The organism is Streptomyces sp. NPDC001450 (assembly GCF_053597295.1).
Genome location: NZ_JBSFHY010000006.1, coordinates 132,345 through 148,353, shown reverse-complemented (window position 1 = coordinate 148,353; position 16,009 = coordinate 132,345). Strand labels below are relative to the sequence as shown.

General features: G+C 75.4%; 7 protein-coding genes. 1 reads left to right on the top strand and 6 read right to left on the bottom strand.

Annotation, left to right across the window (positions count from 1 at the left end; genetic code table 11):
- Positions 1 to 104 precede the first annotated feature (104 nt).
- The 6 genes from ACWC5O_RS08390 to ACWC5O_RS08365 all read right to left on the bottom strand — a co-directional run bounded on the left by ACWC5O_RS08390 (position 105) and on the right by ACWC5O_RS08365 (position 13,549).
- Positions 105 to 923 (bottom strand): response regulator transcription factor, encoded by an 819-nt coding sequence (locus ACWC5O_RS08390; RefSeq protein ID WP_450585795.1) that lies wholly within the window; start codon positions 921 to 923, stop codon positions 105 to 107.
- Positions 924 to 1,128: 205 nt separating this feature from the next.
- On the bottom strand, positions 1,129 to 2,961 hold the full coding sequence (locus ACWC5O_RS08385) for a hypothetical protein (protein WP_450585797.1): 1,833 nt from the start codon (positions 2,959 to 2,961) through the stop codon (positions 1,129 to 1,131).
- Positions 2,958 to 6,473: a vWA domain-containing protein gene (locus ACWC5O_RS08380; protein ID WP_450585798.1), complete on the bottom strand. Its 3,516-nt coding sequence runs from the start codon at positions 6,471 to 6,473 to the stop codon at positions 2,958 to 2,960. Before ACWC5O_RS08380 ends, ACWC5O_RS08385 begins: the two co-directional genes overlap by 4 nt.
- Before the next feature lie 5 nt (positions 6,474 to 6,478).
- Positions 6,479 to 7,648, bottom strand: a complete 1,170-nt coding sequence (locus ACWC5O_RS08375; protein ID WP_450585800.1) for an AAA family ATPase — start codon at positions 7,646 to 7,648, stop codon at positions 6,479 to 6,481.
- Positions 7,649 to 7,697: 49 nt separating this feature from the next.
- Entirely contained in the window at positions 7,698 to 12,698 is a 5,001-nt protein-coding gene (locus ACWC5O_RS08370) for a hypothetical protein (RefSeq protein WP_450585802.1), read from the bottom strand.
- A complete protein-coding gene (locus ACWC5O_RS08365; protein WP_450585804.1) occupies positions 12,695 to 13,549 on the bottom strand; it encodes a DUF4132 domain-containing protein in 855 nt (284 codons plus the stop codon). Before ACWC5O_RS08365 ends, ACWC5O_RS08370 begins: the two co-directional genes overlap by 4 nt.
- A gap of 588 nt (positions 13,550 to 14,137) precedes the next feature.
- Here ACWC5O_RS08365 and ACWC5O_RS08360 point away from each other — a divergent pair.
- Positions 14,138 to 15,997 carry a phage tail sheath family protein gene (locus ACWC5O_RS08360; RefSeq protein ID WP_450585806.1) on the top strand — a complete coding sequence of 620 codons (1,860 nt, stop codon included), beginning with the start codon at positions 14,138 to 14,140 and terminating at the stop codon, positions 15,995 to 15,997.
- Positions 15,998 to 16,009: the final 12 nt, after the last annotated feature.

Sequence of the window (16,009 nt, the reverse complement as noted above, 5' to 3'; positions counted from 1 at the left end):
CTCGCGGCTCGCGGCTCGGCGGCACAGTCGCCCTATCAAATGACAAGTTGGCTGACAACCCTTCAGATCTGCTCGCTCCTGGCGGACCGCTACACGGTAACCAATCAAGAAGTGCCGGCACAGGGCCCTTGGATTCCGGGGTACGGGACCAGACCGAGCTGCTGAGCGCGCAGCACCGTGCCGACCCGGTCGCGGGTGCCCAGCTTGCGGTAGATGTTCTCCACGTGCTTGTGCACCGTGCGGGCCGAGATGCCGAGGCGGCGGCCGATGGCGTCCGCGGTCAGCGCGTCGGAGAGCAGGAGCAGCACGGTCGTCTCACGGGGCGTGAGCGCGCAGTCCGCCGCCCGGTCGTCCGGCACTCCGGCCGGGACCAGCGACCGCCGCCACTGCTCCAGCAGCTGCCGCTGCCGCTCCACGCCGGTCAGCAGGGGCTGCGCGCGCTCGGCCATGGTGAGGTGCTCGTCGGTGAAGTCCGTACCGGAGCGGTAGATGAGGCAGCCGGTGATCGGGGCGCTGCTGCCGGGGAGTGGTACGCCGAGCACGTGGTCGACGTCGAGGACGTCACCGAGCAGGTGGGCCGTCGGGCTGCCCGGCCAGTCGCGGCCCGCCGCCCGGTACGCGGTGACCGGGGTCCGGTCGGGCCGGGCCGTGTAGTGGTCGGCGAGGGGGTAGCCCGCGCGCAGCAGAGCCAGGTCCGATTCCCGGAGCCGGCCCAGTTCCCCGGCGGCGGTGTCGGGGGCCACCCCGACGGTGCCCTCGTGCTCGCTCCAGTCGTCCAGCTTGTGGACGACCGCTTCGCCGCCGCACAGGTCGGTGAGCGCGGTGCCGAGCAGCGGCCACAGACGCCCGGGCTCCCGTTCGTGGAGCGCCGTCACGGCGACCGCCACCAGGCGTTCGTAGGCCTTGCCCAGCCCCTGTGCCACGTGCTTCTCTCCGCGTGAGTTCTCCGCTCGCCGTCCTCCCGCCCGGCGCCGCGTACGTACTTGTACGCATACCCCTGCCGTCCCCAGCTGTCGCAGACTTCAACCCGGCGGCGACGACCTGCTCGGACGCACGCCGGGTGGGCCGCCGACGCGGGGGAGCGGCGGCCCGTCCGGCGTGGCCGCCTCCCCGCGTCGTCCGCCCGCCTCAGGCGCCCCAGGCCGTCGCGCACAGCGCGCGGTCGACCTCGTCGGTGTAGCGGGCCGCGGCCAGCCAGGCCCGGGCGAACCGGTCGGCGTCCGCCGGGAGCAGCCGGCCGAAGACATCGCGGGACCGCTCCGCCGCGGCCGCGTGGAGTTCGTCCACGAGGTCTCCCGCCGTCGCCAGACCGTGCCGGCTCAGCCGCCGCACGTCCGCCGCCGTGTTCCCGGGGAAGGACAGCACGAGCCGGCCGCCCGAGGCCGCCTGGTGCACGCGCCGACGCAGCAGGTGCACCGGAGCCTCGTCGGGCGTCGGCGCGGTGGCCACAGGCGCCGGGGAAGCGGGCAGGTCGGCGCGGAGCAGCCGGTCCAGGCCGGCGTCGACGCGGGTGCCGGAGACGGTGGGATGCTCGGTCGCCAGCAGCCGGGCCCTGGGGTGCGGGGCCGGGACGAGCCGGGCCACGACCCGGAGCCGGCTGCCGCGGGCGGCGGCCAGCAGGCGGAGGTTGTCGCGGTGGGGGAGCGCCGGGTGGTCGTGCGCGGCGGTCAGCCGCAGCGGGACGCCCCCGCAGTCGGCGAGCAGGCAGTCGCCCGCCGCCTCCCGGACCGTGCCCGCGAGGGTTACGTCCAGGAACAGCAGGTCGTGGCCACCGCTCAGGGCACGGGACACCTGGTCGGCCACCGGCACCGCCCAGAGCCGGTCCAGGGGCTCCTCGCGCCAGTCGGCACCGGACGCGCGGACCGCCCGCACCCCCGCGCCCGCGCCGAGCCGGCCCGTCGGAGAGACCGTCGCCCCCGACACCGCGAGCCCGGCCCGGGACAGTTCCCGGTGCGTCAGAGCCGTGTCACCGATGCGTACGGCCCGGTCGGCCGCGCCCACCGCCCGACCGGCGCCGCCCGGTGCCACGTCCGACACCTGGTACAGGCGGCCCTCGGCGTCGGCGGTCCAGGTGACGGCGCCCGCGTACCCGCTCGCCGTGAGCACCGGCTCGGAGAAGAGGCCGTACAGCCGCAGCGAGCCGTCCGGGCGGTACGGCTGCCGTACCGTGCCGCGCAGCTCGGTCAGTTCCGGGCCCTCGGCGTGCGGGATGCGGTGGGCCTCCGACAGGGCGTCGCGCAGCGCGGTGACGAGGTCGGCGAGGCGGTGGGCCGGGTCGGCGGAGCGGGCGGCGCGCAGCGCCGTGACCACGGAGACGGCCGTGGCGGCGGCCCTCGGGAGACCCGCGAGGCGCGCCGTGTGCGCGGCGCGCAGCAGCTCCGCCTGGAGCACCGCCCCGGAACCGTCCGTGCCGGCTTCGAGCACGGCGGCCGCGGCGGCGTGGACGGCACGGGCGGCGGCGCACTGCTGGGGCGTGGCCCGCTCGGGTTCGGGTTCCGTCCCGTCCACCGGTTTCTCCGAACCGGTCCACGCCGCACCGGAGTCGGAGGCCGCGGACGGTTGCGCCGACGGTTCCGCGACCGGCGCGGCCGACGGTTCCATGACCGGCTCGGCCGACGGCTCCGCGACCGGTTCGACGTCCGGTCCCGCGATCGGTGCCGCCGACGCCGCCGCGGCGCGGTGCAGACACTCCGGGGCCAGCAGGCAGCCGCAGCGGATGGCCTCCGCGCTGGTCACCGCGCCGCCGAAGGCGTGGAGTTCGACGTCGGTGCTGTCGTCGACGGCGATCCGCACGGTGTCGCCGTCCCGGACGGCCGGGCGGTCCGCCAGTTTGGCGATGCCCGCGTCGAGCCGCTTGCGCAGCCGGGGCGAGAGCGCCGCGACGAGTTCGGCGGTCACGGCCGGGGCGACCGGAGGCAGAGCCGCGCTCACCCGCTGCTCGCTCTCGAGATCCTTGCTCATGCGATCTTCTCCCCTACCCAGCGGGCGAGTTCGAGCGGACTGAGGGCGGCGACCGGCATCCCCGCGGCGACCAACTGGCTCGCGACCCCGGTGGAGTACCGAGGCCGGCCGTCGTCGTCCAGGCTCGCGCAGCCGAGGACGTGGCAGCCGGCGCCGACCAGGGCGCGGACCTCGGCGAGCAGCCCGCCGAGGGCGTACCCCTCCTCGAAGTCGCTGACGACCACGACGAGCGTCCGCGAGGGCACGGTGACCAGTTCGCGAGCGTGCCGCAGCCCGGCCGCGATGTGGGTGCCGCCGCCCACGCTGACCTCCAGCAGCAGCGACAGTGGGTCATCGACCTGGTCGGTCAGGTCGATGACCTCGGTGGAGAAGGCCAGGAAATGCGTGGACAGGGTGGGCACCCCGGCCAGCACGGAGGCGGTGAGCGCCGCCCAGATCGTGGACGCCTCCATGGACCCCGACACGTCGGTGACGAGGACCAGCCGCCAGTCGGCGGCCTTTCGGGCCCGGGTGCGGAAGACGGGACGCTCCGGGATGACCTGGACCGTGCCGTCCGGAGTGCGGCGCGCGGTCGCCAGGTTGGCCCGCAGCGTGCGGGGCAGGTCGAGCCCGCCGCCCGGACGGCGGCTGGGGCGCGGCAGCGCGGTGCCGTGCAGCGCCGGGCGCAGCCGCGTGGCCAGCTGCCGGGTCAGCGCGTCGACCAGGCGCCGGACGAGCGGACGCAGTGCGGCCAGCCGGGCCTCCGGCAGCCCGCCCGCGTGCCGGAGCACCGAGCGGAGCAGGTCGACCGAGGGCCGTACGGCGTCGGGGTCGAGTTCCGCGAACACGTCCGGCCGGCCCGTCGCGGCGGCGGCCGCCAGCACCTCCTCCCGGATGCCCGGCCCGAAGAGCGCCGCCAGCTCCTCGGACCACTCCCGCACCCCGGGATACGACGCCTCCCGGCCGCCGCCGCGCCCCGCACCGGTGAGATCGCCCCGGCTGCCCTCCCCACGTCCGCTGCCGTACAGCTCGTCGAGTGCGGTCGCCAACGGGCGGGCGGCGTTGGACAGTTGGTCGGCGCGGCGGCCCAGTACGAGGCGCCAGCGGTCGGCCGGCGCGAGCCGGTGGTCCGCGCCGGCGGCGGGGTCGGCCGGTCTGTCGGCATCGGCCGGGGCGGCCTGCGGCTGCCGGGGCGGAGGCAGGAGTCCCCAGGCGCCGAGGGCCTCGCGGGCCGCGAGGTCGGCACGGGTCCAGGCGGCCAGCGCGCCGGGGTCGACGGCGCCGGTGTCGGCCAGACGGCGCTCGTCCAGGCGCTCCTCGACGGCGGACAGGAGCCGGTCGCGGGCGGCGGGGCTGAGCGTGTCGAAACCGCCCCGCAGCGCGGGCAGCCGGTCCAGGAAGTCCCGGTCGGACAGCTCCGACACCCGCCCCAGCAGCGGCTCCAGCGCGGGCGCCGCGGACTCCAGCAACTGGCCCGCCGCGGTGAGCAGTCCCGTGAGCCGCGCGGTCAGCGCGGTCCGGGTCCCGGGGGCGCAGGCGCCGTCCACCCAGGACGCCACCCGGTCGCCGAAGCCCCGCGGATCCTCGTGCCCGAGCAGCACGCGAACGGCGCCCGCGGCGCCGCGCATCAGCGGGGCACCGCCGGCCGCCAGCCGGGCCAGTGCATCGGTGAGCCGGATGCCGCCCAGCAGGTCGGCCCGGTGGGCGAGTTCCAGCAAGGCCTGGGCGTCGGCGGGGTCCTCGGAACCGGTGAGGCCGTCCACCTGGCGCACGGCGGCGGCGGTGAGCAGCTCGGCCACGGCCGCCGCCCGTGCCGTACGGTCCCCGTCGGCGGGCAGTCCCGCGATGTGACCGGACCGCAACCGGTCCAACAGGGCGAGTCCGGCGAGGAGTTCGGGCAGTGTGCCGGAGTTCGGCAGCACCTCGGCCGTGTCGTCGAGCCGTTCGTCCGTCAGGCCCGGCAGTCCGCACTCCGCCGCCTGCTCCAGGCCGCGCAGGGCCTGCGCCGCGGTGGGCCCGCCCTCGTCCTGCTCCGTGCGCCGCCGTTCCCGCAGCAGACCCTCGGCGGCCTGGGCCGGGGTGACGCCACGGACGCCCGCCGCGGTCAGCATGGCCGCCGTCGCGGGCGTCCAGCGCACCTCCCAGCGGGACGTCAGTGCCTCGGCGCCGCCCGCGCCGGTGACCTCCTTGGGCTCCGCGTACGGCACCGCGCACACCGTCAGGCGGCGCAGCAGGAGTTCGCGGCCACGGTCCAGCTCGGAGCGGAGCGGGTCGAGGCGCAGATCGCGGGCGGTGCCGGGGCCGGAGTCCGCCGGACCGGGAAGGCCCAGCGCGGCCAGCTCCGCCTCGACCGCCGGAGCGAGCCCGCTGCGCGGCGCGTTTGGCGCCGGCCGGCCCGCGCGCGTGCCGACGAGCACCTTCTCCATCGCCCGGGCGACGGCCCGCCCCCGCCCGTACGGCTCGCCCTGCGCGAGCACCGTCTGCACGGCCTCCACCACCTCGCCCCGGCCCGCCGCGGGCAGCCCCCGCAGCCGGGCCAGATCACCGGCGAGCCGCACGATCTCCCGCGCGTCGGCAGGCCCGGAAGGATGCCCGAGCGCCCGCAGCTCGGCGCACACCCGCACGGCCGCACCGGTCAGCACGTCCTCCAGCGCGGCCGGATCACCGGCGGCCCCGAGCACCCTGTGCTGCCACTCGGGGTCGCGGATCCCGGCGGGATAGCCGGAGCGCTCGTCGAGGAGGGCGTAGGTGTAGGGGATGAGGGAGGTCGTCCAGGGCGAGGCCGAGGCGGCGGGCCGCTCGGACGTGCCGCTGCCGGCCGGTGCCAGCAGCGCCGGCGCGTGGAAGGCGCCCACCACCACGGCGGCACGCTCGCCGTTCGCGGTGGCCCCGGCGAGACACGACCGCATCCATCGCTCCCGCCGCAGATCCAGCTCCGGCACCCCGCCCGAGCCCGCCGCGTCCTCGCGCAGCGCCCATCCCGTGAGCAGCGCGGCCCGCCGCAGGGCCTCCGGCGACGAACCGGGGGCGGTGGCCTCGACCAGCCGGTCCCAGAGGTCGTCACCGGGGCGGCCGGTGAGGCGGGAGCGCAGGGCGGTGCCAAGGCCGGCGAGAGAACCCTCCGCCGCCGGGTTTCCGCGGCCGGCGGTCTCCTCGCGGCCCTCCCCGCCCCACGCCCGGTCCGCGAGCGGCAGGTCGCAGGCGACGACCGGTACGCGGTGCCGGGCCGCCCACCGCACCGCCACCAGTTCCGGTGAGAAGTCGGCGAAGGGATAGAAGGCCGGCCCCCCGCCTCCGTCACGGGGTGCGGCGGCGAGGGCGACCGGTGCCCGGGTCTCCTCGTGGGCGAGCCACGGCAGCCAGTCCTGCAGTTCGGCGGGGAGCTCGACGAGCAGGACGTCCGGCTTCGCCGCGTCCAGCAGCGCCGGTACGGCCGCGGCCAGGGACGGCGCGTGGTGCCGTACGCCGATGAGGTACGGCGCCGCCGGGTCGGTGAGGGCCAGGACGGCGGCCTCGGGAGAAGGGTGGAGCACGGCCGTCAGCCCTCCAGGACCGTGCGCAGGTCCCACAGGGTCCGCCAGGTGGCGGAGCCCTGCTCGGCGCGGCGCCGGACAGGACCGTCCCAGTAGCCGCGCAGCCGGGCCGCGTCGGCCGGGTCGTCCTTGCGCACGACACCGAGGAGATGGCCCGGGAGCAGGTCGAGGACGTCGCGGTCACCGGGGAAGTACGCCGCGGCCAGCCCCAGCGCGCCGGCGACGGACACGGCCTCCGCGGTGCTCATCACGGTGGAGGGCCGCTCCACCTCCCAGCCCTCCGTCGACCGCCCCTCCCGCAGGTCCCGGAACGCGGTGACCAGAGCCTCCAGCACGGCGTCGTCGACCTGGAAGGGCGCCCCGGCCCGCTCCACCGACGCCCTGGCCTGGCTGCGCACCAGCGCCGTCTCGGCGTCGAGGTCCGAAATGGGGCCCACGGTCTCGAAGTTGAAGCGGCGTTTGAGCGCGGCGGACATCTCCGAGACGCCCTTGTCCCGCAGGTTGGCGGTGGCGATGAGGCTGAACCCCGGCGCCGCGTGCGCCAGAGCGTCCTCGCCGCCCGCCAGTTCGGGCACGGCGATGCGCCGCTCCGACAGCAGCGACACCAGGGAGTCCTGCACCTCGGGCAGGCAGCGGGTGACCTCCTCGACCCGGGCGATCGCGCCCCGGGACATCGCGGTGAGCACCGGCGACGGCACCAGCGCCTGCCGGCTGGGTCCCTGCGCGAGCAACAGGGCGTAGTTCCAGCCGTACTTGAGCTGGTCCTCGGTCGTCCCCGCCGTACCCTGCACCACCAGGGCGCTGGTTCCGCAGACGGCCGCCGACAGCAGCTCGGACAGCATGGACTTGGCGGTGCCGGGCTCGCCGACGAGCAGCAGGCCCCGCTCACCGGCGAGCGTGACGACACACCGCTCCACCAGCGCCCGGTCGCCGACGAACTTGCCCTCCACCACCAGGCGCCGCGGCACCCCGTCCGGCACCTCGGCGTCCTCGGGCAGGCGCAGCGCCTGCCCGCCGCTGCCCATGACGAAGGTGACGACGGCCCGGGGCGTGAGCCGCCACGCGGGCGGGCGCGGACCGGTGTCGTACGCGGCGAGGAAGGCCAGTTCGGTGGCGTACCGGTCCTCGGGCGGGACGATCTGACGGGTCGCGTCGGGAACGAGGACGGTGGTCATCGGCAGGTGCCCTTCAGGGTGGTACGAGTGGTGGTCGGTGGGGAGAGGATCATCGGCGCCGCCCCCTGCGCGGCGCCCGCGTGGTCAGCTCCTCGTAGGCCGGGGCGTCCCCGGCGCGGACGCGGTCCCAGGCGCGGGCGAACAGCTCGGGCACCGGCAGCAGGGGCAGGGCGCGCCGGTGGTCGAGGACCGGATACAGGCCCTCCTTCCAGATCTCCACCGGCAGCGCGGGCGACTTCAGCTCGCGCCAGCCGCAGGGCAGGAACAGGGTCCGCCCGGCGCGCGGCCGCTTGGCCTCCACGACCAGGTCCGTGGCGGCCAGCTCCGCACGGGCCTTCTTCGTCCGGGCGGGCTTCCAGCCGGTCCAGCGTGCGCAGTTGCGGTCCGTCGGGTCGGGCAGGGCCAGCAGCATGAGGTAGAGCGCGGCCGCGTCCTCGCCCAGGCCGTGTGCCGCCGCGGCCTCGGTGACGAGCGCCGGCACGGTGACGGTCGGGTCCTGCGCGTACCCCGAGGGGCCCTCGGTGCCCACGCCGGCCTCGACCGCCCGGGCCAGGTCGTCGCCCAGAAGCGTGCGCAGCATGCGCAGACCGTGGCCGCGCGCCCCGCCGACCAGGCCTTCCAGCAGCCCGAACACGGTGTCGTCCGGGCCGGCGAGCGCGGCCGGGCGGACCAGCACCGTCTCCGTGTCGCGGTACCAGGGGCGCAGGACGATCGCCTCGCCGACCCGGGTGAGACCATGCGCGTCGGCGCCCCCGGTCGCCGGCAGCCCGTAGGCCTTGCGCAGTTCGACGGCGGTCGAGCCGCCCTTCTCCGTCCACTCGACGTCCAGGTCGAGCAGCAGCTCAGGATCGCGCACCCGGCGGCGCAGGGCGGCGAGCCCCTCGGGCAGGGAGGCACGCAGCAGGTGGCCGTACGGCAGGACGTAGGCCAGCGCGGCCAGGGCGTTCACGGCGGACGTGAGATCGTGCCGGCCGGGGATTGCCCCGGGGTCCTCCCAGGCGAGGTTGCCGTCCTTGTCGGGCCGCAGGACCGTGGTGCGGGAGAGCCAGGGGGTGCGGGACGGGTTGAGCACCTCCTCGGCGTAACCGGCGCCCGTTCCGGCCAGGTCGGGGGCGAGCTCTTCCGGTACGCGGACGAGCGAGCCGAGCCGCTCGGCCCACACCCGGCCGGCCGCCTCCGTGTCCGGTCCGGTGGTCCACAGGCCGGCGGGGTCCGCGGGCAGCAGGGCGCCCAGGAGGGCGTTGCGCTTCTCCGGTTCCAGGGCGTTGACCCGGGAGACGGCGAACTCGCACTGCCGCGGCTTGAGTCCGAGCACGGCCAGTCCCTCCGCGCCGGGCGACTGCGGCAGGCCGGCCAGCAGCACGGCCGCCTGCAGCGGACCGAGTCCGCCGTCCGTCGCCGCCACCAGCGCCTCGGGTGCCTCGGGCCGCCAGGGCGCGGCGCCCTTGTCCCTGACCAGCCGGGTGACGGTGGCGAGGTCCTCGGCGGAGATCGCCGTGCCGTGCCGGACCTCGCTCTCCAGCGCGAAGTGGGCGATCGCGCCGAACGCACCGGACGGGTCGTGGTCCAGTGCCAGCCAGCGCACGCGGTCCCGCTCGCTGTCGATGCTCTGGCAGCCGAGGATCACGACGGTGCGGCCGTCGCGCCGCAGCACCTGGCCGGCCCGTTGCTGCTTGTCGTGCGGCTCGCACAGCACGATCTCGCGCAGGCCGCCCCCGGCCGCCGCGAGCGGCCCTTCGGCGACCGCCTCCAACAGCAGGAGCAGCGGCTCCCGTCGGGCGTCGGACAGGGCGGGCGAGGTGGCCCGGTGGGCGAGCGCCCGCAGGACGCCCAGCACGGGCGGCCACACCGTGCCGATCCCGGGGATGGTGTGCTCGTCGCTGAGCCAGCCGTCGCCGAGGGCGGCCAGCTGGTCCCGGTCGGGCAGATGCTTGCCCTCGGCGGGTCTGCCGGACAGCACGTGGTTCACCGCCCGGATCTGGCGCAGCACACTCCACCGCTCCCCGTACCACCAGCCGTGCAGGCCGACGACCCCGGACAGCGCGTCGTGCAGGGTGCGGTCGTCGCCGTTCCGGGGGCTGTAGTCGGCGAACATCTCCACGGTCCCGCTGCGCGGCTTGCGCGGCCGCTCCTCGGGAGGAGTCGCGAAAGTGGTGGCCGACTCGGTGATGCGCAGCGCCGAACGGACCACGGCGGTGACGCCGACGAGCAGCCGCCGGTCCGTGACATCCGGCAGGGCCAGGCGTACCGCGTCCAGGGCGACCTGGACCGCGGTGGGTACGGCGGCCTTGGCGGTCTCGTCCGCCCCGGCGCGGGCGATCTGCTCCAGCCGCCCGGCCAGCGCCGTGGCCATGACCCTCAGCATCTCGGCCGCCCGCTCGTCGGTCAGGGCGCGCAGCACGGCCGAGCCCTGCTCGTCGCGGGGGCGCAGCGCGTGCCAGAAGGCGAGCGGCGGCACCAGCCGCGTTCCGGCGGCGAACTCGCCGCCGCTCTCGCCGGGTGTCACCCGGCCCAGCTCGCCGCCCCGGGAGGTGTCGTCGGGTGCGAACAGGCCGACCTGGCGGACCATCTCAGCGGCGATCGGCTCGGCGCCTCCGGGCAGCCGCAGCGCCCCGACCGGCACCGCTCCCGCCCGCCCGTGGTACGCGGCCACGGACACGGTGCGCCCGTCCGGCGTCCCGGCGACGCAGCGCGCCTCGTCCCCCTTGCCCTCCAGGCGCACCCAGCGGCCCAGCACCGTGCCGTCGGTCCCGAACGGGCTGTTCTCAAGGCCCGGTTGCAGCGGCAGCACCTCGCAGGAGCGCGTCAGCAGGGAGGCGCCCTCGCGGATGCCCGACCGCAGCAGCGCGGGCAGCGAGGCGCGGCCGTGCGTGCCGGTGGCCGGGTCGTACTCCAGCCACACCGTCTCCAGGCCTTGCCTGCCCTGGCGCCACAACGTGGTGCCGTCGCCGATCACGGCACGGCTCGGCGGCAGGACCGTGTCCCCGGTGTGCAGGGTGCGGCCGCCGGTGGCGCGGCCGCCGCCGGGCAGCGGGATCGACGGCGCGCCGGTCTCGTTCCCGGTCCAGTAGGAGGAAAGCTGCTCGCCGCCGAGTTCGAACACCTCGGCGGGACGGGCCGACCAGTAGCCGTACTGCTTCGCGCCCTGCCGCCACATCACCAGCAGTTCGCCGTCCACGTAGCGGAGCCGGGGCCGCTGCCAGCGGTCCAGCTCCTGGGGCAGGCGAAGGTCGTGGTCGAGCAGCACCTTGTCCGGGCCCACCACGACCGCCTTGTGCCGGCGCACCAGGATCAGCGCGGGCCAGGCCTCGTGGACCGTCAGGGTGTTGTCCTCGCCCTTCCGGGTCTCCGCGTCGAGCAGCTCCAGAGCCTTGTCCAGGGCGGCCCAGCCCAGCTCGTCCAGGATTCCGGCGCGCAGGGTGCGGCCGAGCAGCGGCGCCACCTCGTGTCCGGCGACGCGGGCGACGGCGTCGGGACCGGCCTCGGAGGCGACCGTGCGGAAGGGGCGCAGCCGGTCGAGCGCGGCACGGGCGCGGGGCAGGCCCACCGCGCGCGTGAACTCCCCGGCGGCTTCGTCCAGCCACTCGCGCAGCACCACGGACAGCACGGGATGGGCGGCGACCGTCTTCAGCAGGGCGGAACTGTGGGAGTCGTTGCCCACCGGCTCGACGGCCTGGTGCAGCAGGCGCCGGAAGCGCCGGTCGGCCGCGACGGCCACCAGGTCCCGGCGGCCGCTGCGGGTGTCCCTCAGCCAGTCGGTGAGCGGCAGGTACACGTTCACGTCGGCGCCGGGCACGGCGAGCGGGATGTCCTCGGCCGTACACAGGTCCAGCAGGTCGAGGTCGGCGCCGACGCGCCAGCGGCCGGTGAACAGGTCCACGGGCCGCCCGGCGGCGCGCAGGCGCGGAGCCATCCGTTCGACGAGCGCCAGCGTGGCAGGCGAGCGGCCCGACCAGGACTTGCCGTGCTTGCGGAAGAGGGCCCAGCGGCTCAGCCAGTCCGCGGGATCGACCTCGTACTCCTCGGCCGCGGCCTGCTCGGTCAGCAGCCGCTCGGCCCCGCACTCGGCGAGCAGCGTCAGCCAGAACTCGTCGTCCTGGACCTCCCGGCCGAGCCCGGCCGGCATGATCTCCAGCAGACGCGTCCGCACGGCCGGCTGCCGCTGCGCGAGGACCGGCAGGACGGCGCGGTAGGAGTTCCAGAAGGACGCGGGTGCCCGGACGGCGGCGGGGGAGGCGAGCAGGTCGGCGACCAGGGCGCACTCCTCGGTGTCCCGGTCCAGGCCCGCCGCCTTGATCAGCCCGCGCGCGTCCTGCGGCAGCGAGGCGTACGGCGGCATGCCGGCCGCGCAGCGCTCGACCGCCAGCTGCCGGAACTGCGCCCACGCGGCGGCCGGGTCGAGGCGCCGGGCGAGGTCCTTCACGTGTTCCTTGAGGGCCTTGACGGTCAGCGCTCCGGCGAAGGCGAACTCCAGGAAGACCGCCCGCTGCCGCTCCTCGTCCACGGCGAGCGCGTGCACCCGCTCGGCCTCGCGGGCCTTGCCGAAGAAGGCGGCCGCGTACGTGGTGTTCTCGTGCTGCAGGAAGACCCGTGCGGCCTGCTCGTAGAAGGTCGGCAGGAAGTGCGGCACGGCCCGGCCGAGCCGTTCGCCGAGCGCCTCGAAGCCCTCCTTGGCGGTGCCGGGGCGGGACTTGGCCTGCCGGGCGAGCCGCTCGACGTCCTTGACCAGGGCGAGCGCGTGGTGCCCGTTCGCCGGGTCGTTCACCAGCGCCCAGGCCGGGAAGCCCAGCGTCTCCTTGCGCACCTGCCCGACCTCGGGCGCCTCCGGGTCGCGGGCGAGGCCCAGGAACTCCAGCGCCAGGTCCTCCGCCTCGCCGAGGGTGCCCGGCACCAGACGGACCACCTGACGATCGTCCAGGGCGGGGTGCGTGTAGGTGCGGACGGTGAGGCTGTCGGCGTCCTCGCGCGCCGTGCTGCCCGGGGGCAGCACGGCGCCGGCGTCCAGCAGCGTGGCCGCGGTGGTCTCGTCGTACCCGGTGATGACCGTCATGCCGCCTGCTCCTCGTCCTGGATGTCCCGCCCGGCGTACAGCGCCGCCGCCATGCGCATGCCCTCCGACCAGGCGACCGGCCCCACCTGACCGAGCTTCAGTACGCGTCCGGCGGGGTCGGACCACACCAGCGACCCGGTCTCGGTCTCCTCGTATCCGTCGTAGTCGCCGACCCAGACGCGGGCCTCGATGCCGCGGCCGTCCTCCAGGACCGAGCACACGGCGTGTCCGCCCCGCACCCGGTAGCCGAGCTGGGTGGTCCTGCCGTGCAGGAAGCGCAGCTCCTTGTACGAGCCGCCCGCGTACTCCTCCACCTGGGTGCCCTCGGCGTCGACGTCGGCCGGGCGGTGCCAGACCTCGCGGAAAAGCTGCTGGGCGCGCTGCTCGACGCCCAGCTCGACGGCGAACTCGCGCAGTTCCTCCAGGTCGTCCAGGAGGACCGGATGCGGGATGCGCACGAGGCCGGGGGAGATGCGGACGGTGTCGCCGTCGAGGTCGACGAGGCCCAGGCCGCGCTCGGGGTCGGCGTCCCGCAGGAAGCCGGCGACCTGTCCGTCCTCGCCGGTGACGACCAGGTCGCGCAGGGCGGCCTGCCAGGCGGGGTCCGGCCACACCCGGGCGACGACGGCGAACGGCACCGGAAGCGAGCGGACCATCCACCGCTCCACGTCGGCCAGGCACTGCCGTTCGTGCCGCTCCAGCCACTCGGCGAGCTGCCTGAGACCCACGACCGCCGGATCGTCGCCGAGCTTGGCGGGCACGGACTTCAGCCGGCGCCCGGTGGCGTTGCGGCACACCACCTTCCCGCCGTCGAGGGCGACTTCGTAGTCACCGGCCGTAACCCACCCCATACATGCCTCCCCGCATGCGCAGTGATCAAGTGACGGGAACTCTAGGGGAGGCCACTGACAACGCCGTCCGGCGCTCGGGAAACACGCACCCCGGCGGAACCGGCCACCGTGGATTGTGTACGAGTCGAGGAGGGCCCGGGGGACCCCGGATCCGTGCGCCGGGCGGGTGGAGTGCTGCCTCCCAGGTGGCCGCGGTCGCCCGGGCCCGGCCCGGCCGACGCCCCGTCACCCCCTGTGGGGAAGCTGTGCACCACCTGTCGGGGGCGCGCGGACAAGATGTGCGAAGGCGGGGAGTTGACCTTCACGAAACCTTCCCCCTGCCTGGCCGGAAGACGCCTTGTTGGCCCAACTCCCGACGCAACAAGGTGTGTTGAGCACTTGAGCATCAGGAGTCGCAAGCACACTGCTTGACCCGGACACCGACCGTCCGGGCGTCGACGGGGGAACTGATGCGGTGTGCGCTCGGCCGCCGTCGTCCAGTCGCACGGGGGCCGTTTGCCGCACCGATCCGGAACATGCCCCTCCGCTGTCACTCTCTTGGTGCCTTCGTCCGGTGCCCGAGAGACAGGGACAGGAGGGGGAAAGCCGATGAGCGCGGTGAGCGCCGCCAAGCCGACGTATCCCGGCGTCTACGTCGAAGAGCTTCCCAGCAGCACCCGCACCATCTCGACCCTGACCACGTCGGTGACCGCTTTCGTGGGTCACACCCGGCGGGGTCCGCTGAACGAGCCGGTACGCGTCACCAGCTTCGCGGAGTTCGAGCGCCGCTTCGGCGGCCTGAGCGCACGCAGCGCCGTCGGCTACGCGGTCCACCAGTTCTTCGGCAACGGCGGCACCGTCGCCGTCGTCGTCCGCGTCACCAAGGCCGGCAGCGGCAAGGCCGCCTGCGTCACCCTCAAGTCCACCGAGGGCCACAGCGACAGCCCGGTCCTGGAGGTGCACGCCAAGGAGCCCGGCGTGTGGGGCAACGGCCTGCGCGTGGCCGTCGACCAGGACACGCCCTGCCCCGACGAAACCTTCAACCTGCGTGTCCACGACGCCAGGGGCGAGGCCCGCGAGAGCTTCACCGGCCTGTCCATGGACCCGTCCAGCGGCCGCTACGCCCAGACCGTGATCAACGCCGGCTCCCGGCTGATCCGCGTCGAGGTGCTCGGCGAGGGCCGCCCCGACCCGTCCGGGACGGTCTCCAAGCCCTTCGGCCACGAGCTGCCCGACCTGGCCGTCGACCTCACCGTCAAGATCGGCGACGTGGAGCGCGAGTTCACGCTCTACGACCCCGACTGCGACGGCGAAGCCCCGTGCACCGTGGCCGAACTGGCCCTACTGCTCGAGCGCAAGCTGCGCGCGCTGCCCGACGCCCCGGGCCGGCACGCCTTCGCGGGCGCCGAGGTGACCGCCTTCGGCCGCCGCATCCAGGTGGTCGCGGGCTCCACCGACCCCGAGGACGTCGTCCGCTTCCTCGGCGAGTGCGCCAACGACCTCGGCCTGGAGGCCTCCGTCAACCCGCCGGTCTTCCCCCTGGCGGGCGGCGAGGACGGCGAGGCGCCCGGACCGCGCGACCTCATCGGCTCCGAGGCCGACAAGACCGGCATCCAGGCGCTGCGCGGCGTGGCCGACGTCAACCTGCTCGTCCTGCCCGAGCTGGCCGCGTACGAGAAGACCGAGGACGCGATCACGGTCGTGTCGGCGGCCCAGCGCCTGTGCCAGGAACGGCGGATCTTCCTGCTCGTCGACGCGCCCGGCACCTGGGTCAGCGTGGACACCGCACGCGCCGGCGTCGCCGCCTTCGACGCCGTACGCGGCAACCACGCGGCCCTGTACTTCCCGCACCTGCAGCTCACCGACCCGCTCACCGGGCGGCTGCGCGCCTTCCCGCCCTCCGGCGCGATCGCGGGCGTCATTGCACGCACCGACTCCGAGCGCGGCGTCTGGAAGGCACCGGCCGGCACCGAGGCGCGGCTCGCGGGCGTCCACTCGCTCACGGTCAACCTGACCGACCGCGAGACCGGACTGCTCAACCCGCTCGGCGTCAACTGCCTGCGCAGCTTCCCGCTGACCGGCCCGACGGTCTGGGGCGCCCGCACCCTGGAGGGCGCCGACGCCCTCGACAGCGAGTGGAAGTACGTGCCCGTACGGCGGCTCGCCCTGCACGTCGAGGAGAGCCTCCAGCGCGGCCTGCAGTGGGTGGTGTTCGAACCCAACGACGAGAACCTGTGGCAGCAGATCCGCCTCGCCGCCTCCTCGTACCTGCACACGCTCTTCAGGCAGGGCGCCTTCAAGGGCGGCACCCCACGCGAGGCCTACTTCGTCAAGTGCGACAGCGACACCACCACCGACGAGGACATCGCGAACGGGATCGTGAACGTCCTGGTCGGCATCGCACCGGTCCGCCCGGCGGAGTTCGTGATCGTCAAAATCCAGCAGACGTCCGGCCAGTTCGAGCTGTAGGCCCACGGGAAT

Excerpts from the sequence above, each read along its gene's own strand:
- ACWC5O_RS08385 (WP_450585797.1), bottom strand. The coding sequence starts at position 2,961 with ATGAGCAAGGATCTCGAGAGCGAGCAGCGGGTGAGCGCGGCTCTGCCT.
- ACWC5O_RS08370 (WP_450585802.1), bottom strand. The coding sequence starts at position 12,698 with ATGACGGTCATCACCGGGTACGACGAGACCACCGCGGCCACGCTGCTG.
- ACWC5O_RS08360 (WP_450585806.1), top strand. The coding sequence starts at position 14,138 with ATGAGCGCGGTGAGCGCCGCCAAGCCGACGTATCCCGGCGTCTACGTC.
- ACWC5O_RS08365 (WP_450585804.1), bottom strand. The coding sequence starts at position 13,549 with ATGGGGTGGGTTACGGCCGGTGACTACGAAGTCGCCCTCGACGGCGGG.
- ACWC5O_RS08375 (WP_450585800.1), bottom strand. The coding sequence starts at position 7,648 with ATGACCACCGTCCTCGTTCCCGACGCGACCCGTCAGATCGTCCCGCCC.